The 25,023-nt window shown below is 72.8% G+C and carries 26 protein-coding genes; 24 read left to right on the top strand and 2 right to left on the bottom strand.

Going from position 1 to position 25,023, the window contains the following annotated elements; translation table 11 throughout:
• Positions 1-32 precede the first annotated feature (32 nt).
• The 18 genes from hrcA to leuA all read left to right on the top strand — a co-directional run bounded on the left by hrcA (position 33) and on the right by leuA (position 19,331).
• Positions 33-1,049, top strand: a complete 1,017-nt coding sequence (gene hrcA / locus F0L17_RS07630; RefSeq protein ID WP_162465927.1) for a heat-inducible transcriptional repressor HrcA — start codon at positions 33-35, stop codon at positions 1,047-1,049.
• Complete coding sequence (gene dnaJ / locus F0L17_RS07625; RefSeq protein ID WP_162465926.1) at positions 1,050-2,186, top strand: molecular chaperone DnaJ; 1,137 nt, start codon at positions 1,050-1,052, stop codon at positions 2,184-2,186.
• 43 nt (positions 2,187-2,229) lie between these two features.
• Positions 2,230-3,342, top strand: coding sequence for a nitronate monooxygenase (locus tag F0L17_RS07620; protein ID WP_155070476.1), 1,113 nt, complete (start codon positions 2,230-2,232; stop codon positions 3,340-3,342).
• Positions 3,339-4,088 carry a 16S rRNA (uracil(1498)-N(3))-methyltransferase gene (locus F0L17_RS07615; RefSeq protein ID WP_162465925.1) on the top strand — a complete coding sequence of 250 codons (750 nt, stop codon included), beginning with the start codon at positions 3,339-3,341 and terminating at the stop codon, positions 4,086-4,088. The genes F0L17_RS07620 and F0L17_RS07615 overlap by 4 nt, the downstream gene beginning before the upstream one ends.
• A gap of 90 nt (positions 4,089-4,178) precedes the next feature.
• Complete coding sequence (locus F0L17_RS07610; protein ID WP_162465924.1) at positions 4,179-4,553, top strand: HIT domain-containing protein; 375 nt, start codon at positions 4,179-4,181, stop codon at positions 4,551-4,553.
• A gap of 17 nt (positions 4,554-4,570) precedes the next feature.
• The gene (locus F0L17_RS07605) at positions 4,571-5,476 is read left to right on the top strand and encodes a ribonuclease Z (protein ID WP_155070474.1); all 906 of its coding nucleotides are present in this window, start codon (positions 4,571-4,573) and stop codon (positions 5,474-5,476) included.
• Between the two features lie 243 nt (positions 5,477-5,719).
• The gene (locus F0L17_RS07600) at positions 5,720-7,015 is read left to right on the top strand and encodes a glucarate dehydratase family protein (RefSeq protein WP_155070473.1); all 1,296 of its coding nucleotides are present in this window, start codon (positions 5,720-5,722) and stop codon (positions 7,013-7,015) included.
• A 100-nt stretch (positions 7,016-7,115) separates the two neighbouring features.
• A complete protein-coding gene (locus F0L17_RS07595; protein ID WP_155070472.1) occupies positions 7,116-8,186 on the top strand; it encodes a carbohydrate kinase family protein in 1,071 nt (356 codons plus the stop codon).
• 199 nt (positions 8,187-8,385) lie between these two features.
• Complete coding sequence (locus tag F0L17_RS07590; RefSeq protein WP_155070471.1) at positions 8,386-9,420, top strand: PhoH family protein; 1,035 nt, start codon at positions 8,386-8,388, stop codon at positions 9,418-9,420.
• Between the two features lie 21 nt (positions 9,421-9,441).
• On the top strand, positions 9,442-9,939 hold the full coding sequence (ybeY, locus tag F0L17_RS07585) for an rRNA maturation RNase YbeY (protein WP_155070470.1): 498 nt from the start codon (positions 9,442-9,444) through the stop codon (positions 9,937-9,939).
• On the top strand, positions 9,936-11,321 hold the full coding sequence (locus F0L17_RS07580; RefSeq protein WP_155070469.1) for a hemolysin family protein: 1,386 nt from the start codon (positions 9,936-9,938) through the stop codon (positions 11,319-11,321). The genes ybeY and F0L17_RS07580 overlap by 4 nt, the downstream gene beginning before the upstream one ends.
• Before the next feature lie 221 nt (positions 11,322-11,542).
• Complete coding sequence (locus tag F0L17_RS07575; protein WP_155070468.1) at positions 11,543-12,130, top strand: hypothetical protein; 588 nt, start codon at positions 11,543-11,545, stop codon at positions 12,128-12,130.
• Between the two features lie 88 nt (positions 12,131-12,218).
• Positions 12,219-12,839, top strand: a complete 621-nt coding sequence (locus F0L17_RS07570; RefSeq protein WP_155070467.1) for a hypothetical protein — start codon at positions 12,219-12,221, stop codon at positions 12,837-12,839.
• A 97-nt stretch (positions 12,840-12,936) separates the two neighbouring features.
• Positions 12,937-13,290 carry a cytidine/deoxycytidylate deaminase family protein gene (locus F0L17_RS07565; RefSeq protein ID WP_155070466.1) on the top strand — a complete coding sequence of 118 codons (354 nt, stop codon included), beginning with the start codon at positions 12,937-12,939 and terminating at the stop codon, positions 13,288-13,290.
• A gap of 37 nt (positions 13,291-13,327) precedes the next feature.
• Entirely contained in the window at positions 13,328-14,299 is a 972-nt protein-coding gene (era, locus tag F0L17_RS07560) for a GTPase Era (RefSeq protein WP_155070465.1), read from the top strand.
• Positions 14,300-14,440: 141 nt separating this feature from the next.
• Positions 14,441-15,394, top strand: a complete 954-nt coding sequence (locus F0L17_RS07555) for a pirin family protein (protein WP_155070464.1) — start codon at positions 14,441-14,443, stop codon at positions 15,392-15,394.
• 24 nt (positions 15,395-15,418) lie between these two features.
• Positions 15,419-17,296, top strand: coding sequence for a Na+/H+ antiporter NhaA (gene nhaA / locus F0L17_RS07550; RefSeq protein ID WP_155070463.1), 1,878 nt, complete (start codon positions 15,419-15,421; stop codon positions 17,294-17,296).
• A gap of 268 nt (positions 17,297-17,564) precedes the next feature.
• A complete protein-coding gene (leuA, locus tag F0L17_RS07545) occupies positions 17,565-19,331 on the top strand; it encodes a 2-isopropylmalate synthase (RefSeq protein ID WP_155070462.1) in 1,767 nt (588 codons plus the stop codon).
• Positions 19,332-19,406: 75 nt separating this feature from the next.
• Here leuA and F0L17_RS07540 read toward each other — a convergent pair whose 3' ends face one another.
• A complete protein-coding gene (locus F0L17_RS07540; protein ID WP_338017998.1) occupies positions 19,407-19,895 on the bottom strand; it encodes an ATP-binding protein in 489 nt (162 codons plus the stop codon).
• Between the two features lie 161 nt (positions 19,896-20,056).
• Between F0L17_RS07540 and F0L17_RS07535 the strand changes: the two genes are divergently transcribed.
• The 6 genes from F0L17_RS07535 (at position 20,057) to F0L17_RS07510 (ending at position 24,476) form a co-directional block, all read left to right on the top strand.
• Positions 20,057-20,872, top strand: coding sequence for a helix-turn-helix domain-containing protein (locus F0L17_RS07535; RefSeq protein WP_155070461.1), 816 nt, complete (start codon positions 20,057-20,059; stop codon positions 20,870-20,872).
• Complete coding sequence (locus F0L17_RS07530) at positions 20,869-21,084, top strand: DUF397 domain-containing protein (RefSeq protein WP_155070460.1); 216 nt, start codon at positions 20,869-20,871, stop codon at positions 21,082-21,084. Before F0L17_RS07535 ends, F0L17_RS07530 begins: the two co-directional genes overlap by 4 nt.
• 141 nt (positions 21,085-21,225) lie before the next feature.
• The gene (locus F0L17_RS07525) at positions 21,226-21,810 is read left to right on the top strand and encodes an SMI1/KNR4 family protein (protein WP_155070459.1); all 585 of its coding nucleotides are present in this window, start codon (positions 21,226-21,228) and stop codon (positions 21,808-21,810) included.
• Positions 21,811-22,013: 203 nt separating this feature from the next.
• Positions 22,014-22,706, top strand: coding sequence for a TerB family tellurite resistance protein (locus tag F0L17_RS07520; RefSeq protein ID WP_155070458.1), 693 nt, complete (start codon positions 22,014-22,016; stop codon positions 22,704-22,706).
• A gap of 50 nt (positions 22,707-22,756) precedes the next feature.
• Positions 22,757-23,506 (top strand): DNA repair protein RecO, encoded by a 750-nt coding sequence (gene recO, locus F0L17_RS07515; protein ID WP_155070457.1) that lies wholly within the window; start codon positions 22,757-22,759, stop codon positions 23,504-23,506.
• A 91-nt stretch (positions 23,507-23,597) separates the two neighbouring features.
• On the top strand, positions 23,598-24,476 hold the full coding sequence (locus tag F0L17_RS07510; RefSeq protein WP_238419294.1) for an isoprenyl transferase: 879 nt from the start codon (positions 23,598-23,600) through the stop codon (positions 24,474-24,476).
• A 95-nt stretch (positions 24,477-24,571) separates the two neighbouring features.
• On the opposite strand, the gene F0L17_RS07505 is transcribed toward F0L17_RS07510, so the two are convergent.
• Complete coding sequence (locus F0L17_RS07505) at positions 24,572-24,994, bottom strand: transcriptional repressor (protein WP_162466766.1); 423 nt, start codon at positions 24,992-24,994, stop codon at positions 24,572-24,574.
• Positions 24,995-25,023 lie beyond the last annotated feature (29 nt).

Raw genomic sequence — 25,023 nt, 5'->3', positions numbered from 1 at the left:
ACGAGGAACGGCCGGACGGGAGGTGCGCCCAAGTGCTCAGCGAACGCAGACTCGAGGTCCTGCGCGCCATCGTCCAGGACTATGTCGGCACCCAGGAGCCCGTGGGCTCCAAGGCCCTGACCGAACGGCACAACCTTCAGGTCTCCCCGGCCACCGTGCGCAACGACATGGCGGCGCTGGAGGAGGAGGGCTACATCGCCCAGCCCCACACCAGCGCGGGCCGTATCCCCACCGACAAGGGCTACCGGCTGTTCGTCGACAAGCTGGCGAGCGTCAAGCCGCTGTCGAAGCCGGAGCGTCGGGCGATCCAGAGCTTCCTGGAGGACGCCGTCGACCTCGACGACGTGGTCAGCCGCACCGTACGGCTGCTGGCCCAGCTCACCCGTCAGGTGGCCGTCGTCCAGTACCCCTCGCTGACCCGCTCGACCGTGCGCCACGTCGAGCTGTTGCTCCTCGCGCCGGCGCGGCTGATGCTCGTGCTGATCACCGACACCGGGCGGGTCGAGCAGCGTGTCGTGGAGTGCCCGACGCCCATCTCCGAGACGTCACTGGCGGACCTGCGCGCCCGCCTCAACAGCAGGGTGGTCGGAGAGCGCTTCTCCGAGGTGCCCAAGCTGGTGCAGGACCTGCCGGAGTCCTTCGACCAGGAGGACCGCGGCACGGTCTCGACCGTGCTCGCGACCCTGCTGGAGACCTTGGTCGAGGAGACCGAGGAACGGCTGATGATCGGTGGCACCGCCAATCTCACCCGCTTCGTGCACGACTTCCCGCTGACCATCCGGCCGGTGCTGGAAGCGTTGGAGGAACAGGTCGTCCTGCTCAAGCTGCTGGGGGAGACCCAGGAACCCGGTATGACGGTGCGCATCGGACATGAGAATGCTCACGAGGGGCTGACGTCCACGTCGGTCGTCTCGGTCGGTTACGGTTCGGGCGACGAGGCGGTCGCCAAACTCGGCGTGGTCGGACCGACCCGCATGGACTACCCCGGAACGATGGGAGCGGTACGCGCAGTGGCACGTTACGTCGGACAGATCCTCGCGGAGTCGTAAGTGGCGACGGATTACTACGCGGTCCTGGGCGTGCAGCGCGATGCCTCGCAGGACGAGATCAAGAAGGCATTCCGGCGGCTCGCCCGCGAGCTGCACCCGGATGTGAACCCGGACCCGAAGACGCAGGAGCGGTTCAAGGAGATCAACACCGCCTACGAGGTGCTCTCCGACCCGCAGAAGAAGCAGATGTACGACCTCGGCGGCGACCCGATGGGCGGCGCCGGGGCCGGAGCGCGGGGCGGTGGCTTCGGCGCGGGCTTCGGGAACTTCTCCGACATCATGGACGCCTTCTTCGGCACCGCCGCGCAGCGCGGGCCGAGGTCCCGCACCCGGCGCGGCCAGGACGCCATGATCAGGCTCGACATCGAGCTGGACGAGGCCGCCTTCGGCGCCACCAAGGAGATCCAGGTCGACACGGCGGTCGTCTGCACCACGTGCAGCGGCGAGGGCGCGGCCCCGGGCACGTCGGCCCAGACGTGCGACATGTGTCGCGGTCGCGGTGAGGTGTCGCAGGTCACCCGGTCCTTCCTGGGCCAGGTCATGACCTCGCGTCCCTGCCCGCAGTGTCAGGGCTTCGGCACGGTCGTGCCGACCCCGTGCCCGGAGTGCGCCGGCGACGGTCGCGTCCGCTCGCGGCGCAACCTGACGGTGAAGATCCCGGCCGGTGTCGACAACGGCACCCGCATCCAGCTCGCCGGCGAGGGCGAGGTCGGTCCGGGCGGGGGGCCGGCGGGCGACCTGTACGTGGAGATCCACGAGGTTCCGCACCCGGCCTTCCAGCGGCGCGGCGACGACCTGCACTGCACGGTGACCATTCCCATGACGGCCGCCGCGCTGGGCACCAAGGTCCCGCTGGAGACGCTGGACGGCATGGAGGAGGTGGACATCCGGCCCGGCACCCAGTCCGGCCAGTCCATCCCGCTCCACCAGCGCGGTGTGACGCACCTGCGCGGCGGCGGCCGCGGCGACCTGATCGTCCACGTCGAGGTCCAGACGCCGAGCAAGCTCGACGCCGAGCAGGAGGAACTGCTGCGCCGGCTGGCCAAGCTGCGCGGCGAGGAGCGGCCGACGGGCCAGTTCCAGCCGGGGCAGCAGGGGTTGTTCTCGCGGCTGAAGGACGCCTTCAACGGACGCTGAGGCGCTGCCGGCCGGCGCTCGGGGGGCATGACAGGATGCCGTCATGTCCTCCGAGTCGACTCCCCTGACCTCCTGGCTGGACCACCCCGTCGTACAGGCACCCATGGCCGGGGGCCCGTCCTGTCCCGAGTTGGCCGCGGCCGTCTGCGGGGCGGGCGGTCTCGGCTTCCTCGCGGCCGGGTTCAACTCCCCCGACGCGATGCGCGAGGAGATCGGACGGCTGCGGGAGCTGACCGACCGGCCCTTCGGCGTGAACCTCTTCGTGCCGCAGCCCGCCGGCGGCCCGGAGACGGAGGCCGCCGTCGCGGCGTACCGCGATCGGCTCGCGGGCGAGGCCGCCCGGTACGGGACCGAGCTCGGCGACCCCGGGCCCGGCGGCCACGACGGGGCCGCCGGGTACGAGGCCAAGCTGGCGGCCCTGCTGGACGACCCCGTGCCGTTCGTCTCCTTCACCTTCGGCTGCCCGCCGCGCGACGTCCTGGCGGAGCTGGCCGGGCGGGGCACCCTCACCGCCGTCACCGTCACCTCCGTGGCCGAGGCGCGGGCCGCGCGGGAGGCGGGAGCCGACGTCCTGTGCGTCCAGGGCATCGAGGCGGGCGGCCACCAGAGCACGCACCGCGACGACCCCGCGGCGGACGGTCCGGGTGCCGGCATCGGCCTGCTGACGCTGCTGGCGCTGGTCCGCGACGCCGTGCCGCTCCCCCTGATCGCCGCGGGCGGGCTGATGCGCGGTGAGCAGATCGCCGCCGTGCTGGCGGCCGGAGCGACCGCCGCGCAGCTCGGCACGGCGTTCCTGGCGTGCCCCGAGTCCGGGGCGCACGAGCTGCACAAGCGGGCCCTCACCGATGTGGCGTTCCCCCGCACCGAACTGACCCGCGCCTTCACCGGCCGCCCGGCGCGCGGGCTGGTCAACCGCTTCATGGCCGAGCACGGGGCGCACGCTCCCGCCGCCTATCCCCAGGTGCAGCGACTCACCACCCCGCTGCGCCGGGCCGCCGTGGCGGCGGGCGACGCGCAGGCCCTGCCGCTGTGGGCGGGGCAGGGGCACCGGCTGGCGCGCCCGCTTCCGGCCGCCGAACTGGTCGCGGTGCTGGCCGGCGAACTGGCGGCGGCCCGTGCGGCGCTCGCCTCCGCTCCCTCGGGACGGTCCGCGTGACCGCCCCCGTCTTCCTCGCGGAGCCCGGCGCCCTCGCCGGTGCGGCCCCCGGCGCCGGGCTGGTGCTGGACGGTCCCGAGGGCCGGCACGCCGTCGCGGTGCGGCGGCTGCGGGTGGGCGAGGAGATCGTCCTCACCGACGGGGCGGGCACCGGGGCGTTCGGCACCGTCGCCGCCGTCGAGGGCCGGGACCGCCTGGAGGTCGCCGTCGCCGAGGTGCGCGCCGAGCCGGAGCCGCGTTTGCGGATCACCGTCGTCCAGGCGCTGCCCAAGGGCGATCGCGGCGAGCTGGCGGTGGAGACCATGACCGAGACCGGCGTGGACGCGATCGTGCCCTGGTCGGCGGCGCGCTGTGTGACCCAGTGGCGGGGCGAGCGGGGGGCGAAGGCGCTGCGCAAGTGGCGGAGCGCGGCGCGCGAGGCGGGCAAGCAGTCCCGTCGGCTGCGCTTCCCCGAGGTCGCCGAGCCGGTGACCACCCGGCAGTTGGTGCCGCTGCTGTCCTCGGCCGCCTTCGCCGCCGTCCTCCACGAGGAGGGCTCCGAGCCGTTGGCCACGGCCGAGCTGCCCGCCGACGGTGAGCTGGTGCTCGTCGTCGGACCGGAGGGCGGGGTGGCCCCGGAGGAGCTGGAGGCGTTCGCGGGGGCGGGGGCGCGGCCGTACCGGCTGGGGCCGAGCGTACTGCGCACCTCCACGGCGGGAACGGCCGCGGTGGCCCTGCTGTCGGGGCGTACCGGCCGCTGGTCCTGACCGTCGGGTCCGGACCGGTCGGGGTACGATCTGCACCGCGCACCCCGCATCGGGCCAGGTTCGAGACCATCCTCAGCGAAAGGCGCCACCGTGGCGGAAGAACCGCAGGAAGACTGCCTGTTCTGCAAGATCGTCGCGGGTGATGTCCCAGCGACCGTCGTCCACGAGACGGACACCACGCTCGCCTTCCGGGACATCAACCCCCAGGCGCCCACGCACGTCCTGGTGATCCCCAAGGAACACCACCCCGACGCCGCGGCCCTGGCCGCCGCGGCCCCGCAGTTGGCCGCCGACGTGCTGCGCGCGGCGGGCGAGGTGGCGGCGCGGGAGAACATCGCCCCGCCCGGGGGCGCGACCGTCGGCTACCGCATCGTGTTCAACACCGGTGCGGGGGCCGGGCAGACGGTGTGGCACGCGCACGCCCACGTCCTCGGCGGGCGCGGTCTGAACTGGCCGCCCGGGTAAGGGGCGGTCCTCCCCGCATGTCCGTACGGGAACTGGTCGTGCTGGGCACCGCCAGCCAGGTGCCCACCCGGCACCGCAACCACAACGGCTACGTCCTGCGCTGGGACGGCGAGGCCCTCCTCTTCGACCCGGGCGAGGGCACCCAGCGCCAGATGCTCCGCGCGGGCGTGGCCGCCCATGACCTCACCCGGTTGTGCGTCACGCACTTCCACGGTGACCACTCGCTCGGACTGGCCGGGGTCGTCCAGCGCATCAACCTCGACCGGGTGCCGCATCCGGTCACGGCGCACTACCCGGCGAGCGGGCAGCGCTTCTTCGACCGGCTGCGGTACGCCACCGCCTACCGGGAGACGGTCGAGCTGCGCGAGGAGCCGGTCGCCGCGGACGGCACGCTGGCCGTCACCGCCGCCTACACCCTCCAGGCACGCCGGCTGTCGCACCCGGTGGAGTCCTACGGCTACCGTCTGGTCGAGCCGGACGGGCGCCGGATGCTGCCCGAGCGGCTCGCCGCGCGCGGCATCACCGGTCCGGACGTCGGCCGCATCCAGCGGGAGGGCGAGCTGCGCGGCACCTCCCTGGAGGAGGTGAGCGAGGCCCGGCCCGGGCAGCGCTTCGCCTTCGTGATGGACACCCGGCTGTGCGACGGCGTCCACGAACTCGCCGAGGGCTGCGACATGCTGGTCGTCGAGTCCACCTTCCTGGACACCGAGCGGTCCCTGGCCGAGGAGTACGGTCACCTCACCGCGGGGCAGGCGGCCTCCGTCGCGGTGGAGGCGGGCGTGCGGCACCTGGTGCTCACGCACTTCTCGCAGCGCTACGACGATCCGGCCGCGTTTGCCCGCGAGGCACGGGCGGCCGGGTACCGGGGGGAGTTGACGGTGGCCGAGGACCTGGCGCGGGTGCCGATGCCCCGCCGGCGCTGAGCGGCCGGACCGCCCCGGGCGCTTCCCGTCACCGCTCCCTCCCCCCTCCCGCTCTCTCCCACCGCCCCCCGCCGCCCCGCGTCCTTCCCAAAACGCGCGGGCACCCTTGACGCTCTCCGTCCGCCTACCTAGTCTCCGTTTCCGCTCATGGACACTGTTCATGTACCGGAACGGGTCGATGGCGCGGGCCGCTCCGACGACGGATGCCGACGCCCCCGGCCCCCAGCCGACAGGAGTCGCCGGATGAAGGACCTGACCGTCACCGAGGTACGTCTGACCCCGATCCTCGTCGCCGACCCGCCGCTGCTCAACACCCAGGGAGTCCACCAGCCGTACACCCCGCGGCTGGTCGTCGAGGTGGTCACGGCCGGCGGCGTCACCGGGGTGGGCGAGACCTACGGCGACACCGAGTACCTGGAGACGGCGCGCTCCCTCGCCGAGCGGCTGCCGGGCCGCTCGGTCACCGATCTGAACGGCCTGTTCTCCCTGATCGACGATGTCCCCCTGCCCGGGCACCACGTCGACGGCGGTGTGGACGTGGGCGGGCTGCGCGGCGTCCGGACCGCCGACAAACTGCGGCTGTCGGTCGTCTCCGGCTTCGAGGTGGCCTGCCTGGACGCCATGGGCAGGGCGTTCGACCTGCCGGTGCACGCCCTGCTCGGGGGGAAGTTGCGCGATCGCGTGGAGTACAGCGCCTACCTCTTCTACCGCTGGGCCCGGCACCCGGAGGGCGTGGCGGGGGAGGCCGACGACTGGGGCGCCGCCCTCGATCCCGAGGGGATCGTCGCCCAGGCCCGTCGCTTCGTCCGCGACCACGGCTTCGGTTCCTTCAAGCTCAAGGGCGGGGTCTTCCCGCCCGAGGAGGAGATCGCCGCCGTCCGGGCGCTCGCCGCCGCCTTCCCCGGGCGGCCCCTGCGCCTGGACCCCAACGGCGCCTGGTCGGTGGAGACCTCGCTGGAGGTCGCCGCCGAACTGCGCGACGTGCTGGAGTACCTGGAGGACCCGACCTCCGGCACCCCCGCGATGGCGGAGGTCGCCGCACGCGCCGGCGGGCTGCCGCTGGCCACCAACATGTGCGTGACCACCTTCCCGGAGATAGCCGAGGCCTTCACCACCGGAGCCGTCCAGGTCGTGCTCAGTGACCACCACTACTGGGGCGGGCTGCGCAACACCCGGCACCTCGCCGAGATCTGCCGCGCCTTCGGCGTGGGGATCTCCATGCACTCCAACACCCACCTGGGCATCAGCCTCGCCGCCATGACCCACGTCGCCGCCACCGTGCCCGGTCTGCGTCACGCCTGCGACACCCACTACCCCTGGCAGACCGAGGACGTGCTCACCGAGCGCCTGACCTTCACCGACGGATGCGTCACCGTCCCCGACGGGCCCGGCCTGGGCGTCGTCCTCGACCGCGCCCGGCTCGACGCCCTCCACCGGCGCTGGCTGGCGGACGACGGTTCCCTGCGCGACCGGGACGACGCCGCCGCCATGCGCCGGGCCGACCCCGGCTGGACCGCACCGGCCGTACCCCGCTGGTGACGGGAGCGCCGCCGCCCCACCGCCGCGCGGCGCGGCGGAACACGGAGCCGACCTCCCCCGACCGCCGAAGGTGTCGGCTCCGTTGGGGCACACTGGCCGCATGCTCGACCCGCTCGCCGCGCTCCGCACCCCCCACGACCCGCCCCACGACGTCTACCTGACCGGGAGCGTCTTCCTGGACATCGTCTTCACCGGCCTGGACTCCGCGCCCGTGCGCGGCACGGAGTCCTGGGCCCGGGGCATGGGATCCAGCCCCGGCGGCGTCGCCAACATGGCCACCGCCCTGGCCCGGCTCGGCCTGCGCACCTGTCTGGCCGCCGCCTTCGGGGACGACATGTACGGCGAGTACTGCTGGGAGGCGCTGGAACGGGGGGAGGGCATCGACCTCTCCCTGTCGCGCACCGTCCCCGGCTGGCACTCGCCCGTCACCGTCTCGATGGCCTACGAGGGCGAGCGGACGATGGTCTCCCACGGGCACGAGGCCCCGTCGCCGAAGGAGACCGCCCCCGACACCCCGCCCCCCGCCCGCGCCTGCGTCGCCTCCCTCCAGGCGGGCGCCGACCGGGAGTGGCTGGAGCGGGCGGCCCGCGCCGGCAGCCGGGTCTTCGCCGACGTCGGCTGGGACGACACCGGCCGTTGGGACCCGGCCGACCTCGCCGGCCTGGAGCACTGCGAGGCGTTCCTGCCCAACGCCGGCGAGGCGATGCGCTACACCCGCACCGACTGCCCCCGCGCCGCCGCCCGCCGCCTGGCCGACCGGGTGCCGCTGGCCGTGGTCACCCTGGGCTCCGAGGGCGCCTACGCGGTGGACGGCGCCACCGGCGAGACCGCCGAGGTGCCCGCCATCGAGGTGGAGGCGCTGGATCCCACCGGCGCCGGAGACGTGTTCGTGGCCGGTTTCGTCACCGGCACCCTGGCGGGGTGGCCGCTGGCCGACCGGCTCGCCTTCGCGGGCCTGACCGCCGCCCTGTCGGTACAGGAGTTCGGCGGTTCGCTCTCGGCGCCCGGCTGGGCGGAGATCGCCGCCTGGTGGCAGCACGTGCGCGCCTTCGACGACCAGGACCCGGCCGCCCTGCGCCGCTACGCCTTCCTCGAAGCCCTGCTGCCCGGCTGCGCCCGTCCCTGGCCGTTGCGCCGGGCGGTGCCCACCATCGGCTTCCGCCGGTCGTGAGACGGGCCCCACCGGCTCCCCGCGGGGCGGAAGCCGACGGTGGGGCCCGTGCCGTCCGCCACCGCCCGGCGCGGCACCGGCACCGGCACCGGCACCGGTACCGACAAATCCCTACTGGCCCGCCACCGCCACGGCGTACCCTGGAAGTCCAGGCGCACAGCAGCGACAGAGAGGGAAGCGCAGGCCACAGAGCCGGCCCATGACTCAGACACAGACAGACCAGGCACGGTCCACCCAAGCGAGTGCCCGCTTCACCGTCCCGGCCAAGCACCCGATGGTCACGGTGCTCGGTTCCGGCGACTCCCTCCTCCGCGTGGTCGAGGACGCCTTCCCGGCCACCGACATCCACGTTCGCGGCAACGAGATCAGCGCGACGGGCGACGCCGCGGAGGTCGAACTCGTTCAGCGACTGTTCGACGAGATGATGCTGGTGTTGCGTACCGGCCAGCCCCTGACGGAGGACGCGGTGGAGCGCTCGATCGCCATGCTCAGAGAGGCCACGGGGGACGACGGGAACGCCGAGACGCCCGCCGAGGTGCTCACGCAGAACATCCTGTCCAACCGCGGTCGCACGATCCGCCCCAAGACGCTCAACCAGAAGCGCTACGTGGACGCGATCGACAAGCACACCGTCGTGTTCGGCATCGGCCCCGCGGGCACCGGCAAGACGTACCTGGCCATGGCCAAGGCGGTGCAGGCCCTGCAGTCCAAGCAGGTCACCCGCATCATCCTGACCCGGCCCGCGGTGGAGGCGGGGGAGCGACTGGGCTTCCTGCCCGGCACGCTCTACGAGAAGATCGACCCCTACCTGCGGCCGCTGTACGACGCGCTGCACGACATGCTCGACCCCGACTCGATCCCGCGTCTGATGGCCGCCGGGACGATCGAGGTCGCACCGTTGGCGTACATGCGCGGCCGGACGCTCAACGACGCCTTCATCATCCTGGACGAGGCGCAGAACACGAATCCCGAGCAGATGAAGATGTTCCTCACCCGGCTCGGGTTCGACTCCAAGATAGTGATCACCGGTGACGTCACGCAGGTCGACCTCCCCGGCGGCACCAGGAGTGGTCTGCGTCAGGTGCAGGAGATCCTCGAAGGCGTCGAGGACGTCCACTTCTCGCGGCTCACCAGCACCGACGTCGTCCGGCACAAGCTGGTCGGCCGTATCGTCGACGCCTACGACCGCTACGACGACCGCAACGGCACGACCAACGGCAGTGACCGGACGTAACGGAAAGCAACCGACACCCACATGTCGATCGACGTCAACAACGAGTCCGGCCGGGAGATCGACGAGCGCGCGATCCTCGACATCGCCCGCTACGCCCTGGCCCGTATGCGCATCCACCCGCTCTCGGAACTGTCGGTGATCGCCGTCGACGCCGACGCGATGGAGCAGCTCCACAAGCAGTGGATGGATCTGCCCGGCCCGACCGACGTCATGTCCTTCCCGATGGACGAGCTGCGGTCGCCCACCAAGGACGACGAGGAGCCCCCGCAAGGGCTCCTCGGCGACATCGTCCTGTGCCCGGACGTCGCCGAGCGACAGGGCGAGCAGGCCCCGACGAAGCACTCCATGGACGAGGAACTCCAACTGCTCACCGTCCACGGAGTGCTCCACCTCCTGGGCTACGACCACGAGACGCCCGCCGAACGGGCCGAGATGTTCGGCCTCCAGGCGGCCATCGTCGACGGCTGGCGCGCCGAGCACGGTCTGACGGGGCCCTCACCGGCCCCGACGACGACATGAGCGCCCCCCTGGTCGCCGCGGCGATCCTGCTGGTGGGCGTCGCCTGGCTCGCCGCCTGCGCCGAGGCGGGGCTGGCCGGCATCACCAGTTACCGGGCCGAGGAGGCCGTCCGCTCCGGGCGGCGCGGTGGCGCCCGGCTGGCCGCGGTCTCCGCCGACCCCACCCGCTACCTCAATCTGGCGCTGCTGCTGCGCGTCGCCGCCGAGATGGCGTCCGGGGTCCTGGTCACCTACGGTTTCCTCCACACCTTCGACGAGACCTGGCAGGCGCTGTCGGCCGCCATCGCCGTGATGGTGCTGGTCTCCTACGTCGCGGTCGGCGTCTCACCGCGCACCATCGGCCGCCAGCATCCGCTGAACACCGCCACGACCGCCGCGTACGTGTTGCTGCCGCTGGCCCGCGTCCTCGGCCCGCTGCCGCAACTGCTGATCCTCCTGGGCAACGCGCTCACTCCCGGCCGGGGCTTCCGCAAGGGGCCGTTCGCCACCGAGGCCGAGTTGAGGGCCATGGTGGACCTGGCCGGCCGGGAGTCGCTGATCGAGGACGAGGAGCGCCGGATGGTGCACTCGGTCTTCGAGCTGGGCGACACGCTGGTGCGCGAGGTGATGGTGCCGCGCACCGAGCTGGTCTCCATCGAACGCTTCAAGAGCGTCCGGCAGGCGCTCACCCTCGCCCTGCGCTCGGGCTTCTCCCGCATTCCGGTGACCGGTGAGAACGAGGACGACGTCGTCGGCATCGTCTACCTCAAGGACCTCGCGCGCCGGGTGCACGTCAACCGGGACGCCGAGAGCGACCCGGTCTCCACGGTCATGCGGCCCGCGGTCTTCGTCCCCGACACCAAGAACGCCGGCGACCTGCTGCGCGAGATGCAGAGGGACCGCAACCACGTCGCGGTCGCCGTCGACGAGTACGGCGGCACGGCCGGGATCGTCACCATCGAGGACATCCTGGAGGAGATCGTCGGCGAGATCACCGACGAGTACGACCGCGAGCTGCCGCCCGTCGAGGATCTGGGAGACGGCCGCTACCGGGTCACGGCCCGGCTCGACCTGGGCGACCTGGGCGAGCTGTACGGCCTGGACCTGGAGGACGAGGACGTGGAGACGGTCGGCGGCCTGCTGGCCAAGCTGTTGGGCCGGGTGCCCATCGCGGGTGCCACGGTCGTGGTGGACCCGACCGAGGGCCGCGGCGACCACCACCGCGATCACCACCGAGACCACCACCGCACCGCCGACCCCGCCCACTCCGAGCCGGTGGGCCTGCGTCTGACCGCCGAGTCCCCGGCGGGGCGCCGCAACCGCATCGTCACCGTCCTGGTCGAGCCGGTCCGCGCTCCCGTCCCGGCCCCCCAGGAGGAGCGGGTCGTGGGGAGCGGCGGCTGAGCCCGCGCCGCGCCCCACCCGGCCGTCTCCACCCGTCCCACCCGCCCCGCCCGGCACCGCCGGCGGGGCGGTCCCGTTCCTCCCACATTTCCGGGCACGTCCGGACCGCGACCAGCGCTTCGGCATCCGTTCACGGGCAATCGCGGGCATCCGGTTTCGCGGGTGGCGGTCCGAGTAAGGAGTACCACCGCCAACCACCCCGAGAAGTACAGGAGTTGCGCATGGTGGGCAGAAAGACCCGCAAGGCCCGTGCCGCGGCGGCCGTGTTCGCGGCGGCCGGTGCCGTCTCGGCGGCCTCGGCGCAGGCGGCCGTGGCCGCCCCCGAGGACGGCCCCCGGCACTGCGTCGTGGACCTCCGCGGCGGGGAGCGGAGCTGCTTTTCGAGCTTCACCGACGCCGTCGCCGCGGCCACCGACGGCCGCATCACCGACGCCCCCGCCTCCCCCCGGCGCGCCGCCGGGGACACGGCGTTCCGGGCGGAGGCGAAGGGCCTGGCCGCCTCGGCGGAGGCCGCCCGGAGTTCCGACGTCATCCAGGGCACCTTCTTCGAGGACGAGAACTACGGCGGCGACTCGCTGACCGTCTACGGCGCCGCGCCCTGTGAGAAGGACGGCTGGGTCGACTACCAGCTCGACCTCTCGGACGACTGGAAGAACAAGATCACCTCCGTGCAGCCGTGGGCGAACTGCTGGATCTGGCTCTACCCCGAGCCGGGCCTGAACGGCGACCGGGACGGCCCGTTCAAGGAGAACACCCCGAACATCGGGCCGTTCATGAACGACCGCACCCAGTCCATCGGGTTCAGCTGACGGCCGGCGCACCGCGCCCTCCCGCGGCGCGCCGGGCGAACGGACGAAGCGCGCCACACGCCATCCCCCACGACACCTGGAGTCACCGATGACCGGACGAGTCCGCCTCTCCGTGCTGCTGGCGGCACTCGCGACCGCCGGAAGCGCGGTCCTGGCCCCGACCACCGCCCACGCCGACCACGACGGCAAGCCCACCATCCGCGAGCTGCTCGACAAGTGCGACAACGGCAGCGACGTCTGCCTCTTCCACCCCGACGGTCCGCCCCAGACCTTCATGGGCGAGCCGCACCAGGTCGGCGGCAAGGTCTACAACTGCACCCAGGACGTGCAGCGGGCCTCCGTGGGCTGGTCGGACACCGTCGGCGAGTCGAACAGCGTCGGCGTCTCGCTGAGCGCCGAGTACGGCTTCGCCGAGGTCTTCAAGACCAGCATCGAGGTCAGCTACAACCACACCTGGTCGAGTTCGCACACCGACAGCGAGACGACCTGGATCGAGGTGCGTCCCGGCGAGGTCGGCTGGGTGACCCGCGAAGCCGAGATGCAGCGCGTCGGCGGACGCTACGAGCTGCACTTCCCCGACCGCTACTACGGCCACTACTACTGGTACGCGCCGTTCGAGGCGGTCGGCCCGGTGCCCGACGGGAACGACACCAAGACCCAGCACACCCGTGCGATGACGGACCGGGAGAAGGCCGAGCACTGCGGCTGACACCGCCCTCCGGCTCCGCGCCCTCCGCCCGGCGAGCCCGGGTGGGGGGGCGCTCCCGGAGCGGACCGGGAACTCGGGACCGCATATGCTCACCCCCATGAGCGAAGCCGCCGACCTGGACCCCGAAGACCGCAAGATCGTCACCCTCGCCCGCAGCGCGCGGGCCCGCAACGCCGTCCCCGAGGGGGCGGCCGTACGGGACGGGACCGGGCGCACCTACGTCGCCGGGACCGTCGCGCTGGCCTCGCTCAAACTGAGCGCGCTGCGGACGGCCGTGGCGATGGCGGTGGCGTCCGGGGCCACCTCCCTGGAGGCCGCGGCCGTGGTCTCCGAAGCGCCCTCCGTCCCCTCCGCCGACCTGGCCGCCGTCCACGACCTGGGCGGGCCCGCCACCCCCGTGCTGCTCGCCGGCCCGGACGGCACGGTGCGCTCCACCGTCACCGCGGGCTGACCGCCGCCGGTACGGGACGCTCCGCCGATCGGGGAGAATGGCCCCCATGAGCGACCGTTCCCCCTCCTCACGACCCGAGACGCAGTCGGAGTCCGCGCCGCACCGCGCGGGCTTCGCCTGCTTCGTCGGCCGCCCCAACGCGGGCAAGTCGACGCTCACCAACGCCCTGGTGGGAACGAAGGTCGCGATCACCTCCAACCGCCCGCAGACCACCCGCCACACCGTCCGGGGCATCGTCCACCGCCCCGACGCGCAACTGGTGCTCGTGGACACCCCCGGGCTGCACAAGCCGCGCACCCTGCTCGGCGAGCGGCTCAACGACGTGGTGCGCACCACCTGGGCCGAGGTCGACGTGATCGGCTTCTGCCTGCCCGCCGACCAGAAGATCGGCCCCGGTGACCGGTTCATCGCCAAGGAGCTGGCCGACCTGAAGCGCACCCCCAAGGTCGCGGTCGTCACCAAGACCGATCTGGTGGACTCCAAGGCGTTGGCCGAACAGCTCCTCGCCGTCGACCGGCTCGGCAGGGAACTGGGCATCGAGTGGGCCGAGATCGTGCCCGTCTCGGCCACCGCCGGCGAACAGGTCGGCCTGCTCGCCGATCTGCTCGTCCCGCTGCTGCCCGAGGGGCCGCGGCTCTACCCGGACGGGGACCTGACCGACGAGCCCGAGCAGGTCATGGTCGCCGAGCTGATCCGCGAGGCCGCCCTGGAGGGCGTGCGCGACGAGCTGCCGCACTCCATCGCGGTGGTGGTCGAGGAGATGACACCGCGCGAGGGCCGGCCGGCCGACCGTCCGTTGCTGGACGTCCACGCCAACGTCTTCATCGAACGGCCCAGCCAGAAGGGCATCGTCATCGGGCCGGGGGGCAGCCGGCTGAAGGAGGTCGGCACCAGGTCCCGCAAGCAGATCGAGGCGCTGCTGGGCACGCCCGTCTACCTCGACCTGCACGTCAAGGTCGCCAAGGACTGGCAGCGCGACCCGAGGCAACTGCGCAGGCTCGGCTTCTAGCGTCCGCCGCACCCTCCTCCGCCGCCCGCCGCCCGCCGCCGCGCTCCGCCCCGCCGTCACCCGGCCGGCCGTACTCCCTCGTCGGCCGGGCCGGGACCGGGTAGGGATGCGGCCGACGAGCCGCACGGAAGCGAGGTTGCGATGAGTGGACCGGTCGGCGCGATCGACGCGCCCCCCGCCCTGGCCGACACCGGCCACCCCACGGCGCCGTGCGTGGAGGTGAGCGACAGCCGCGAGGCGCGGGTGGGGAGGTTCCGGGTGCGCCGCGCGCTACCGCGCCGGGGACGGCGCACGGTCGGCGCCTGGTGCTTCGCCGACCACATGGGGCCCGCCGACGTCACCGAGGACAGCGGCCTGGACATCGGTCCGCATCCGCACATCGGCCTCCAGACCGTCACCTGGCTCACCGACGGGCAGGTGCTGCACCGCGACAGCCTCGGAACCGAGCAGGTGATCAAGCCCGGCGGGCTCAACCTGATGACCGCCGGCGGCGGCGTCTCCCACGCCGAGGAGGCCACCGGCCACTACCGCGGCACCCTGGAGGGCATCCAACTGTGGGTCGCGCTGCCCGACGCCACCCGACACGGCCCGGCGGCGTTCGAGCACCACACCGAGCTCCCCCGCGCCGACCTCGACCACGGCGCGGGCGCGGCGACCGTGTTGGTCGGGGAGTTCGGCGGCCTGCTCGGCCCGGCCCGGCACGACACCCCGTTGGTCGGGATCGACCTCGACCTGCGCCGGTCCGCCACCGTGCCGTTGCGGCCCGGGTTCGAGTACGCGGTGGTGGTCCTCGAAGGAGAGGTCGGTGTCCACGGCGAGCCGTTGCGTCCGGGCAGGTCGGGCTATCTCGGCGAAGGCCGCGACGAGGTCCGCCTGGATGTGCGCGAACCGGCCCGCGCGATGCTGCTCGGCGGCGAACCGTTCCCCGAGCCGATCCTCATGTGGTGGAACTTCGTCGCCCGCACCCGCGCCGAGATCGACGCCGCCCACGCCTCCTGGGCGGCGGGGGACGATCGCTTCGGCCGCGTGCGCTCCGCCCTGCCGCCCATCCCCACCGAGGCCCCGTACTGGCAGCGGGCGACGGGGAACCGGTGACGAGGGCGACGGGCCGACGCGGAGATGTGGACCAAGCGGCGCGGAAACCCCCAGAGCCGGCCCGTCAGGCGTGCGTTCCCGGCCCAACTGTCCGCCCCCGTGCGCCGCTTCCTGGCGACGGAGGCGGGCAGCGCGGGCCTGCTCCTGGCCGCCACCGTGGTGGCCCTGCTCTGGGCCAACTCACCGTGGTCCGGTCTGTACGAGTCCCTCCGGGCCACGGAGGCGGCGTTCTCGCTCGGGGGCGCCGACCTGTCGATGGACCTCGAACACTGGGTGAACGACGGCCTGATGGCCCTGTTCTTCTTCGTGGTCGGCCTGGAGGTCCGACGCGAGTTCTCCCTCGGCGAGCTGACCGACCGGCGCCGCGCCGCCGTCCCGGTCGCCGCCGCGCTCGGCGGGATGACCCTTCCCGTGCTGCTGTACCTGGCGATCGTGCCCGCGGGCGAGGCCGCGGGGGGCTGGGGCGTCGTCATCGGCACCGACACGGCGTTCATGCTGGGCGCGCTCGCCGTGGTGGGCCCCCGGTTCGCGACGCAACTGCGGGTCTTCCTCCTGACCCTCACCGTCATCGACGACATGGTGGCCGTGACCGTGATCGGCCTGGTCTACTCCGGGTCCCTCCACCCACCGGCGCTCCTGGCCATGCTCGTCCTGGGCGCGCTGCTCTCGCTGCTGAGCCGCCTGGGCGTCTGGCGCGCCGCCCCGTACGTCCTCGTCGTCCTGGCGCTGTGGCTCGCCGCCCACCGGGCGGGTCTCCACGCGTCCATCGCCGGTATGCTCGGCGGCCTCCTGGTCGCCGCCCGCGCCCCCGCCCGTGAGGCGGTCGAGGGGGCGGCCCGGCGCTTCCACGCCTTCCGGCAGTCCCCCATGGCCGAGGTGGGCCGGTCGGCCCGGGTGGAGCTGGAGCGGGCGATCTCGGTCAACGAGCGGTTGCAGGAGGTGCTGCACCCCTGGACCGGCTATGTCGTCGTCCCGCTGTTCGCCCTGGCCAACGCCGGTGTGGACCTGCGTGGCGGCGTCCTCGTCCAGGCGCTGTCGTCGTCGGTCACCTGGGGCGTGGTCGCGGCGTTGGTGGTGGGGAAGTCCCTGGGCGTGACGCTGGCCTCCGCCGCGGGCGTACGGCTGGGGCTCGGAAGGCTGCCCCAGGGGGTCGGCTGGGGCCACGTCCTCGGGGGCGCCACCCTCTCCGGCATCGGGTTCACGGTCTCGCTGCTGGTGACCGGCCTGGCCTTCGACGACCGGATCCTCCGCGACGAGGCGACCGTCGGCGTGCTGATCGCGCTGCTCGTCGCGCCCGTCCTCGGACGGCTGCTGTTCCGGGTGTCCGCCGCGCTCGGCGGGAAGAGGGACGCGGACCTGCCGCGGGTCCTCGACCGACCGGTGGACGTGGCGACGGACCACGTCAAGGGAGCCCCGGACGCCCCGCTCACCCTCGTGGAGTACGGCGACTTCGAGTGCCCGTTCTGCGCGCGCGCCACGGGTGTCACACGCGAGCTGCGGGACCGCTTCGGCCACGACCTGAGGTACGTCTTCCGGCACCTGCCGCTCACCGACGTGCATCCGCACGCCGAACTCGCCGCCCGTGCGGCGGTCGCCGCCGACGCCCAGGGGCGCTTCTGGGAGATGCACGACCTGCTCTTCTCGCACCAGGACCAACTGGAGTTCGAGGACCTCGTGGGCTACGCCGCCGAGCTCGGCCTCGACGTGGAGGAGTTCCTCCGGGATCTCGGCGACGACAGGACGGCGGCCCGGGTGCGCGCCGACATCGCCGGCGCCGAGGCCAGTGGCGCGCGCGGCACACCGACCTTCTTCGTCGGCGAGAGGCGGCACGTCGGGCCGCACGACGCGCAGACGCTCGCACGGGCGCTGGAGGAGTCCCGCGGCGGTCCGTCCGGGGCGTAGGCCGGCGCCCGCGGGCACGGCGCGCGGCCCCGGCGTTCACCCGTAAGGGTTCTCGCATGTTGATACACCCCACGGAAAGCCCCCGCCGCGGGTTACGCTGCTGCGCGTCATGATTTTTGGGCTGCTCCTCCTTAGCTGCCGCGGCGAGGGCCTGTAGACACACGGCCGACCCCCTCCCCGCGGAGTTCGGTGATGCCGTCGTCGGCCCCTTCGGAAGGCTCGGAGAGCCATCCGGAGCCATCGCCTCCCAATGAGGAGAAACAGCCCCATGAGCAGTGGTTCCTCCCGCGTCGGACGCCCCACGCCCATCACCGCCGCGACCGTCGCCCAACAGCCGTCCGGCATGCCGATCCACCGTTACCGCGGCTACGAGGCCGTCGACCTGCCCGACCGCACCTGGCCCGAGAAGCGGATCACCAAGGCCCCCCGCTGGCTGTCGACCGACCTGCGCGACGGCAACCAGGCCCTGATCGACCCGATGTCGCCGGCCCGCAAGCGGGAGATGTTCGACCTGCTGGTCCGCATGGGCTACAAGGAGATCGAGGTCGGCTTCCCCTCCTCGGGCCGGACCGACTTCGACTTCGTGCGCTCCATCATCGAGGGGGGCGCGATCCCCGAGGACGTGACGATCTCGGTGCTGACCCAGGCGCGCGAGGACCTGATCGAGCGGACGGTGGAGTCCCTGCGCGGCGCCCACCGCGCCACCGTCCACCTCTACAACGCCACCGCCCCCGTCTTCCGCCGCGTGGTCTTCCGCGGCAGCCGGGACGACGTGAAGCAGATCGCCGTGGACGGCACCCGCCTGGTGATGGAGTACGCCGAGAAGCTGCTGGGCGACGAGACCGTCTTCGGCTACCAGTACAGCCCGGAGATCTTCACCGACACCGAGCTGGACTTCGCCCTGGAGGTCTGCGAGGGGGTCATGGACGTCTGGCAGCCCGAGGAGGGCCGCGAGATCATCCTCAACCTGCCCGCCACCGTCGAGCGCTCCACCCCCTCCACCCACGCCGACCGCTTCGAGTGGATGTCGCGGAACCTGTCGCGGCGCGAGTTCGTCTGCCTGTCCACCCACCCCCACAACGACCGGGGCACCGCGGTGGCCGCCGCCGAGCTGGCGGTCATGGCCGGCGCCGACCGGGTGGAGGGCTGCCTGTTCGGACAGGGCGAGCGCACCGGCAACGTGGACCTGGTCACCCTGGGCATGAACCTGTTCTCCCAGGGCGTCGACCCGCAGATCGACTTCTCCGACATCGACGAGATCCGCCGCACCGCCGAGTACTGCAACCGGATGGAGGTCCACCCGCGCCACCCCTACGCGGGCGACCTGGTCTACACCGCCTTCTCCGGCTCCCACCAGGACGCCATCAAGAAGGGCTTCGAGGCGCTGGAGGCCGAGGCCGCCGCGGCCGGCAAGGCGGTCGAGGAGATCGAGTGGGCGGTGCCGTACCTGCCCATCGACCCCAAGGACGTGGGCCGTTCCTACGAGGCGGTCATCCGCGTCAACTCCCAGTCCGGCAAGGGCGGCGTCGCCTACGTCCTGAAGAACGACCACAAGCTGGACCTGCCGCGCCGGATGCAGATCGAGTTCTCCAAGATCATCCAGGCGAGGACCGACGCCGAGGGCGGCGAGATCACCCCCGCCCAGATCTGGGAGACCTTCCACGACGAGTACCTGCCCACCCCCGACAACCCCTGGGGCCGCATCCAACTGCGCGCCGGGCAGACCACCACCGACACCGACGGGGTGGACACCCTCACCGTCGAGGCCGCCGTGGACGGCACCGAGACCGTGCTCACCGGCAGCGGCAACGGCCCGATCTCCGCGTTCTTCGACGCCCTGGCCGGCATCGGCATCGACGCCCGCCTGCTGGACTACCAGGAGCACACCATGAGCGAGGGCGCCTCCGCGCGGGCCGCCTCGTACATCGAGTGCGCCATCGACGGCAAGGTGCTGTGGGGCATCGGCATCGACCCCAACACCACCCGCGCCTCCCTGAAGGCCATCGTCTCCGCCGTCAACCGCGCCTACCGCTGACGCCACCCGGCACCACCAGAGCGGCCCCGCCGGACACCCGTCCGGCGGGGCCGCCGCCGTTCCGGCGGGCCGGGCTCACCGCAGGTCCAGCTCCGCCCAGACGGTCTTGCCGGGCGCCGGGCCCGGCTCCCGCTCGCGGACGCCCCAACGGTCCGCGAGGGCGGCCACCAGGAGGAGCCCGCGACCGGACTCGTCGGTGGGGTCGGGAGCGGCGGGAGCGGTGGGCGGACGGCTCTCGCCACGGGGATCGGTGACCTCGACGCGGAGGGTCGGACGCGAGGGCGGGGAGGAGAGGGCGACGCGGACGGCGAAGTCCCGGCCGGGCACGCGTCCGTGGACGACGGCGTTGGCGGCCAGTTCGGCCACCAGCAGACAGGCCGCCCGGGCGGTGTCGCCGTCGTGGGGGAAACCCCACTCGTCGAGCCGCACCGCGACCAGCCGCCGCGCGAGCCGCGCACCGCGCGGGGTCGGGCCGAACCGCATCCGGAACTCGTACGGGGCGTGGAGGGAGGTACGGGCCCGGGGCCCGAACAGGAGGTGGCTTGAGGGGGATTCGGATGCCATGCCCGCCAAGGAACAGCACCGCCGTGTGACGTGGCCAGGGGCACCCCGAACCGATCGGGACGTGTACGCGTTTGTACGAGGTCCTGTACGCGTCGCGTGCCGTAACGGCGGCGTCCACGGTCGGGTTGACCGTACGGAGCCTGCGAACGGGGTGGTGCCGCATGGGTGAGCAGAACGACTACGGGGCGACGACGCTCAGGTACTTCGGCAGCCAGTTGAAGCTGTTCCGCAGGAGGGCGGGCCTGTCCCGCGCGGAACTCGGAGACCGGATCGGCTACTCGGAGGCGACGGTCGCCTCCGTCGAGCAGGGGCGGCGGATGCCGCAACAGGAGTTCGTCGACCGGGCGGACGAGGCGCTGGGCGCGGGCGGAGTGCTGCGGGCCGGCCTGCCGTACCTGCTCCAGTCCCGGTACCCGACGTGGTTCCGGGACTTCGCCCTGCTGGAGGCGGAGGCGGTGAGCCTGTACTCGTACGAGAACCACGCGGTGCCGGGGCTGCTCCAGACGGAAGAACACGTACGCGAGGTGATCTCGGCGCGTTGCCCACCGCTCGACAACGAGGAGATCAAGAACCGTGTCGCCGCTCGGGTCGATCGGCAGAGGCTTCTGCGCCGTCGCCCGGCGTGTGTCCTGGGTTTCGTGATCGAGGAGGTCGTGCTGCGGCGCCCCATCGGTGGAAGGGAGATTCACCAAAGGCAGCTTCGACATCTGCTCGAATGCTCGAAAATGCGCCATGTCTCGGTACAGGTCATGCCGACGTCGCGGGAGACCCACATGGGTTTGGACGGTCCCTTCGTCCTGTTGGAGACACCGGACGGTCGGAACCTGGCTTATGCGGAGGGGCAGAGCGGGAGTTTCCTCGTCTCCGACCGGAAACGAGTGAGTGTGCTCGCGCAACGGTATGGAATCATCCGGGCACAGGCTTTGCCTCCGGAAGAGTCGGCACACCTGATCGAGCAGGCGGCAGGAGACCTATGAACACCGAGCAGGCCACGGGGACCAACGGGTTGGTGTGGTTCAGGAGCAGCCACAGTGGCAACGAAGGCGGCAACTGCGTCGAGGTGGCGGCCGGTTCCGAGGCCGTCCGCGTGCGTGACTCCAAGGACCGGGCCGGCGGCACGCTCGCCTTCCCGCCCGCCGCGTGGAGCGCGTTCGTCGGCTTCGCCGGGGGAGCGACGGTCACGGAGTGAGCCAAAGGGAGCGGCCCGGTCCGCCGGACCGCTCCCTCGCCGGGAGGCGCGCCCAGGCCCGACCGCCCCAGGGCGACCGGCCGCCCCCGAGCCGGTCCGCCGCCGCGCTCGCTGTCACAGGGGGCTGGGAGGTTGTCCCTCATGGACGAGCACGAGGATCTGATCGGCGCCCAGACCCCGAAGCACCGGATCACGGATCCGGACGAGGCGCTCGCCGCGCTGGAACGCGCCGTCCCCGAGTTGGCCGCCCACCGCCGGCCGGAGCCGGCCGTGATCGACTGGGCCGTGCTCGAGGACGGCCTGGGCACCGCGCTGCCCGCCGACTACAAGCGCCTCGCCGAGTGGTACCCGGTCTTCCACATCGGTGACTTCCTCCTCGTCGGCACTCCCGTGCCGGGGAAGGAGCACCATCGGCTGCGCGGCATACGCGACGACCTGGACGGGGTCCTCCAGGACTGGTGGGAGGCCGACATGTCCGTCGGTCTGCGTCCGTACCCGGCCCCCGGCGGCCTGCTGCCGTGGGCGTACTCCAACGAGGGCGACACGTTCCTGTGGAACACCGTCGGGAGCGACCCCGACCGGTGGCGCGTCACCGTCGCCTCCCGCAACGGCGGCTGGTGGCACTACGAGGGCGGTGCCCTCCAGTTCCTCGCCGAGTACTGCGACGGCACGCTGGAACCCTGGGAGCTGCCCGGGATCCGCCTCGACGTCACCGTGCGCTCGTGACGCTCCGGCCCGACGGCCGGGGCGCCGTGTGGCCCGGTGTCGTCGTGGATGTTTTTGTCTCCTCTCGGCGCCGTCCCCACCCCCTCCGACCAGCGGGAACACCGGCCCGGCCGGTCCCTGCGGACCGGCCGGGCCGGTGGCGGAGGTCGGTCGGGGTACTGACGGGGGCTTATCAGTGTGGTTAACATCACGCCCACGCGGCAATGGCGCTGAAGCGTGACGGAGGTACGGCAGTGGTGCACTCCCGGAGCCGGGACGGCCGGAGGCTACGTGTGGCGGGCGTCCGTACGGCATGGCGCACGATCGACGACGGCGAGTTCTTCTGCCCGTCCTGCGGCGGTGATCGCAACTACCGACGTCGTACCGGCCGCCGCCGCCTCGTCGTGCTGGGCGTGCCCGTGCTGGCGCGCGGCGACACCGGGCCCGTCCTGGAGTGCGCCTCCTGCCGCGGCCACTTCGGTGTCGACGCCCTCGACCACCCCACCACCACCAAGCTGGGCGCCATGCTCCGCGACGCCGTGCACACCGTGGCGCTGGCGATGCTGGCGGCGGGCGGTTCGGAGTCCCGGTCGGCCCGTGAGGCGGCCGTGGACAGCGTCCGGGCGGCGGGCTTCGCCGGCTGCTCCGAGGAGCAGTTGATCACCCTGCTCGCGGCGGTGGGCGGCGACAGCGTCACCATGGAGATCGAGCTGCACGAGGCCCTGGCACCGCTCGCACCGCACCTCGCCGCGCCCGGCCGCGAGAGCCTGCTGCTCCAGGGCGCCCGCGTCGCCCTGGCCGACGGCCCCTACACCCCCGCCGAGCACCGCGCGCTGCTCTCCGTCGGACGGGCCCTGCGCCTGGACCGCCGGGACACCGAGCGCCTCCTGGAGACCGCCCGCACCACCCCGTCCTGACGCGGCCCCGGCCGCCACCACGGCGGGGTCGGGTGGGGGACAATGGGGGAATGAGCCTCTTCCGTGACGACGGCGTGGTGCTGCGCACCCAGAAGCTGGGCGAGGCGGACCGCATCATCACGCTGCTCACGCGCGGGCACGGTCGGGTGCGGGCCGTGGCCCGGGGGGTGCGGCGCACCAAGTCCAAGTTCGGCGCGCGGCTGGAGCCGTTCTCCCACGTGGACATCCAGTTCTTCGCCCGCGGCAGCGAGCTGATCGGGCGCGGGCTGCCGCTGTGCACCCAGACCGAGACCATCGCCCCGTACGGTCGCGGCATCGTCACCGACTACGCCCGCTACACCGCCGGCACGGCCATGCTGGAGACGGCCGAGCGCTTCACCGATCACGAGGGCGAGCCGAACGTCCAGCAGTACCTGCTGCTGATCGGTGGGCTGCGCACCCTGGCGGCCGGGGAGCACGCCCCCGCGCTGGTGCTGGACGCCTTCCTGCTGCGGTCCCTGGCCGTGGGCGGCTACGCGCCCAGCTTCGACGACTGCGCGCAGTGCGGGATGCCCGGCCCCAACCGGTTCTTCTCCGTCGCCGCCGGTGGCGCGGTGTGCGCCGACTGCCGCAGGCCGGGCAGCGTCGTGCCCTCCCCGGAGGTGCTGCGGCTGCTGGGCGCGCTGCTGACGGGCGACTGGGCCACCGCCGACGCCGCGGAGGCCCGGCACGTGCGCGAGGGCAGCGGGCTGGTCTCGGCGTACCTGCACTGGCACCTGGAGCGGGGTCTGCGCTCCCTGCGGTTCGTGGAGAAGGGCTGACGGGCTAATCTCGCGGTTGTCCCCCGACCACCTGAGCTTGAGTTGTGCGGCGCGGCCCGTGGGGGCGCGCCCGAGCGGAGATGAGAGTCCCATGGCACGGCGCGGAATGCTGTCCCGGCAGCGTCGCGAGTACCTCGCCCCCGAACCGCACCCCTCCGGCGCGCGCCCGCCGCGCATCCCCGCCGAGCTGGTGCCCAACCACGTGGCCGTCGTCATGGACGGCAACGGCCGGTGGGCCAAGCAGCGCGGGCTGCCGCGCACGGAGGGGCACAAGGTCGGCGAGGGCGTGGTGATGGACGTCCTCAAGGGCTGCCTGGAGATGGGGGTCAAGAACCTCTCCCTGTACGCCTTCTCCACCGAGAACTGGAGGCGCTCCCCGGAGGAGGTCCGCTTCCTGATGAACTTCAACCGCGACGTCATCCGCCGCCGCCGCGACGAGATGGACGCGCTGGGCATCCGCATCCGCTGGGTGGGCCGGATGCCCAAGCTGTGGAAGTCGGTGGTCCAGGAGCTCCAGGTGGCGCAGGAGCAGACGAAGGACAACGACGCCATGACGCTGTACTTCTGCGTCAACTACGGCGGTCGCGCCGAGATCGCCGACGCGGCGGCGGCCATCGCGGCGGACGTGCGGTCCGGGCGGCTGGACCCGTCCAAGGTGAACGAGAAGACCGTCGCGAAGTACCTGTACTACCCGGACATGCCGGACGTGGACCTGTTCGTGCGGCCGTCGGGCGAGCAGCGCACGTCCAACTACCTGATCTGGCAGAGCGCCTACGCCGAGATGGTCTTCCAGGACATCCTGTGGCCGGACTTCGACCGCCGGAACCTGTGGGACGCGTGCCTGGAGTACGCCCGTCGCGACCGTCGCTTCGGCGGCGCGGAGCCCGTCGCGCCCGCACCGTCCGCCGGCGCCACCGCCGGGAGCACCGGGGCCGAGCCGGGGCCCGGGACGGGCGTGGCGGGGGCCTGAGCGGACGGCACGCGGTGCTGCGCACGCGGCCCGTGACCCGCTCGGGGTCACGGGCCGCGTCACCGTCCGTGATGGGTCGTCCGTGGGGTGTCCGCTCAGCCCTTCGCGCGGGCGGCGGCGCACTCGCAGCAGGTGCCGAAGATCTCGACGGTGTGGGCCACGTCCACGAAGCCGTGCTCCGCGGCGATGGAGTCCGCCCACTTCTCCACCGCGGGCCCCTCCACCTCCACGGCCTTGCCGCAGTTCCGGCAGACCAGGTGGTGATGGTGGTCGTCGCTGCTGCACCGGCGGTAGACGGCCTCGCCCTCGTCGGTGCGCAGCACGTCCACCTCGCCCGCGTCGGCCAGCGACTGGAGCGTGCGGTAGACGGTGGTCAGACCGACGGAGTCGCCGCGGTGCTTGAGCATGTCGTGCAGCTCCTGGGCGCTGCGGAACTCGTCGACCTCGCTGAGCGCCGCTGCCACTGCGGCGCGCTGCCGGGTCGACCGGCCGCGTACGGGGGGACCTGCGGTCGCCACCATTGCCTCCTAGAGTCGGCGCTACCTCG

The sequence above is a fragment of the Streptomyces taklimakanensis genome, from assembly GCF_009709575.1.
In the GTDB taxonomy this organism is placed as follows: Bacteria; Actinomycetota; Actinomycetes; order Streptomycetales; family Streptomycetaceae; genus Streptomyces; species Streptomyces taklimakanensis.
This window is presented reverse-complemented; position numbering and strand designations above follow the sequence as displayed.

Coding starts and splice junctions, on each gene's coding strand:
- F0L17_RS07620 (WP_155070476.1), top strand. CDS start 2,230: ATGTCCTCCGAGTCGACTCCCCTGACCTCCTGGCTGGACCACCCCGTC.
- F0L17_RS07605 (WP_155070474.1), top strand. CDS start 4,571: ATGTCCGTACGGGAACTGGTCGTGCTGGGCACCGCCAGCCAGGTGCCC.
- F0L17_RS07600 (WP_155070473.1), top strand. CDS start 5,720: ATGAAGGACCTGACCGTCACCGAGGTACGTCTGACCCCGATCCTCGTC.
- F0L17_RS07595 (WP_155070472.1), top strand. CDS start 7,116: ATGCTCGACCCGCTCGCCGCGCTCCGCACCCCCCACGACCCGCCCCAC.
- F0L17_RS07590 (WP_155070471.1), top strand. CDS start 8,386: ATGACTCAGACACAGACAGACCAGGCACGGTCCACCCAAGCGAGTGCC.
- ybeY (WP_155070470.1), top strand. CDS start 9,442: ATGTCGATCGACGTCAACAACGAGTCCGGCCGGGAGATCGACGAGCGC.
- F0L17_RS07580 (WP_155070469.1), top strand. CDS start 9,936: ATGAGCGCCCCCCTGGTCGCCGCGGCGATCCTGCTGGTGGGCGTCGCC.
- F0L17_RS07575 (WP_155070468.1), top strand. CDS start 11,543: ATGGTGGGCAGAAAGACCCGCAAGGCCCGTGCCGCGGCGGCCGTGTTC.
- F0L17_RS07570 (WP_155070467.1), top strand. CDS start 12,219: ATGACCGGACGAGTCCGCCTCTCCGTGCTGCTGGCGGCACTCGCGACC.
- F0L17_RS07565 (WP_155070466.1), top strand. CDS start 12,937: ATGAGCGAAGCCGCCGACCTGGACCCCGAAGACCGCAAGATCGTCACC.
- era (WP_155070465.1), top strand. CDS start 13,328: ATGGCCCCCATGAGCGACCGTTCCCCCTCCTCACGACCCGAGACGCAG.
- F0L17_RS07555 (WP_155070464.1), top strand. CDS start 14,441: ATGAGTGGACCGGTCGGCGCGATCGACGCGCCCCCCGCCCTGGCCGAC.
- nhaA (WP_155070463.1), top strand. CDS start 15,419: ATGTGGACCAAGCGGCGCGGAAACCCCCAGAGCCGGCCCGTCAGGCGT.
- leuA (WP_155070462.1), top strand. CDS start 17,565: ATGAGCAGTGGTTCCTCCCGCGTCGGACGCCCCACGCCCATCACCGCC.
- F0L17_RS07540 (WP_338017998.1), bottom strand. CDS start 19,895: ATGGCATCCGAATCCCCCTCAAGCCACCTCCTGTTCGGGCCCCGGGCC.
- F0L17_RS07535 (WP_155070461.1), top strand. CDS start 20,057: ATGGGTGAGCAGAACGACTACGGGGCGACGACGCTCAGGTACTTCGGC.
- F0L17_RS07530 (WP_155070460.1), top strand. CDS start 20,869: ATGAACACCGAGCAGGCCACGGGGACCAACGGGTTGGTGTGGTTCAGG.
- F0L17_RS07525 (WP_155070459.1), top strand. CDS start 21,226: ATGGACGAGCACGAGGATCTGATCGGCGCCCAGACCCCGAAGCACCGG.
- F0L17_RS07520 (WP_155070458.1), top strand. CDS start 22,014: ATGGCGCTGAAGCGTGACGGAGGTACGGCAGTGGTGCACTCCCGGAGC.
- recO (WP_155070457.1), top strand. CDS start 22,757: ATGAGCCTCTTCCGTGACGACGGCGTGGTGCTGCGCACCCAGAAGCTG.
- F0L17_RS07510 (WP_238419294.1), top strand. CDS start 23,598: ATGGCACGGCGCGGAATGCTGTCCCGGCAGCGTCGCGAGTACCTCGCC.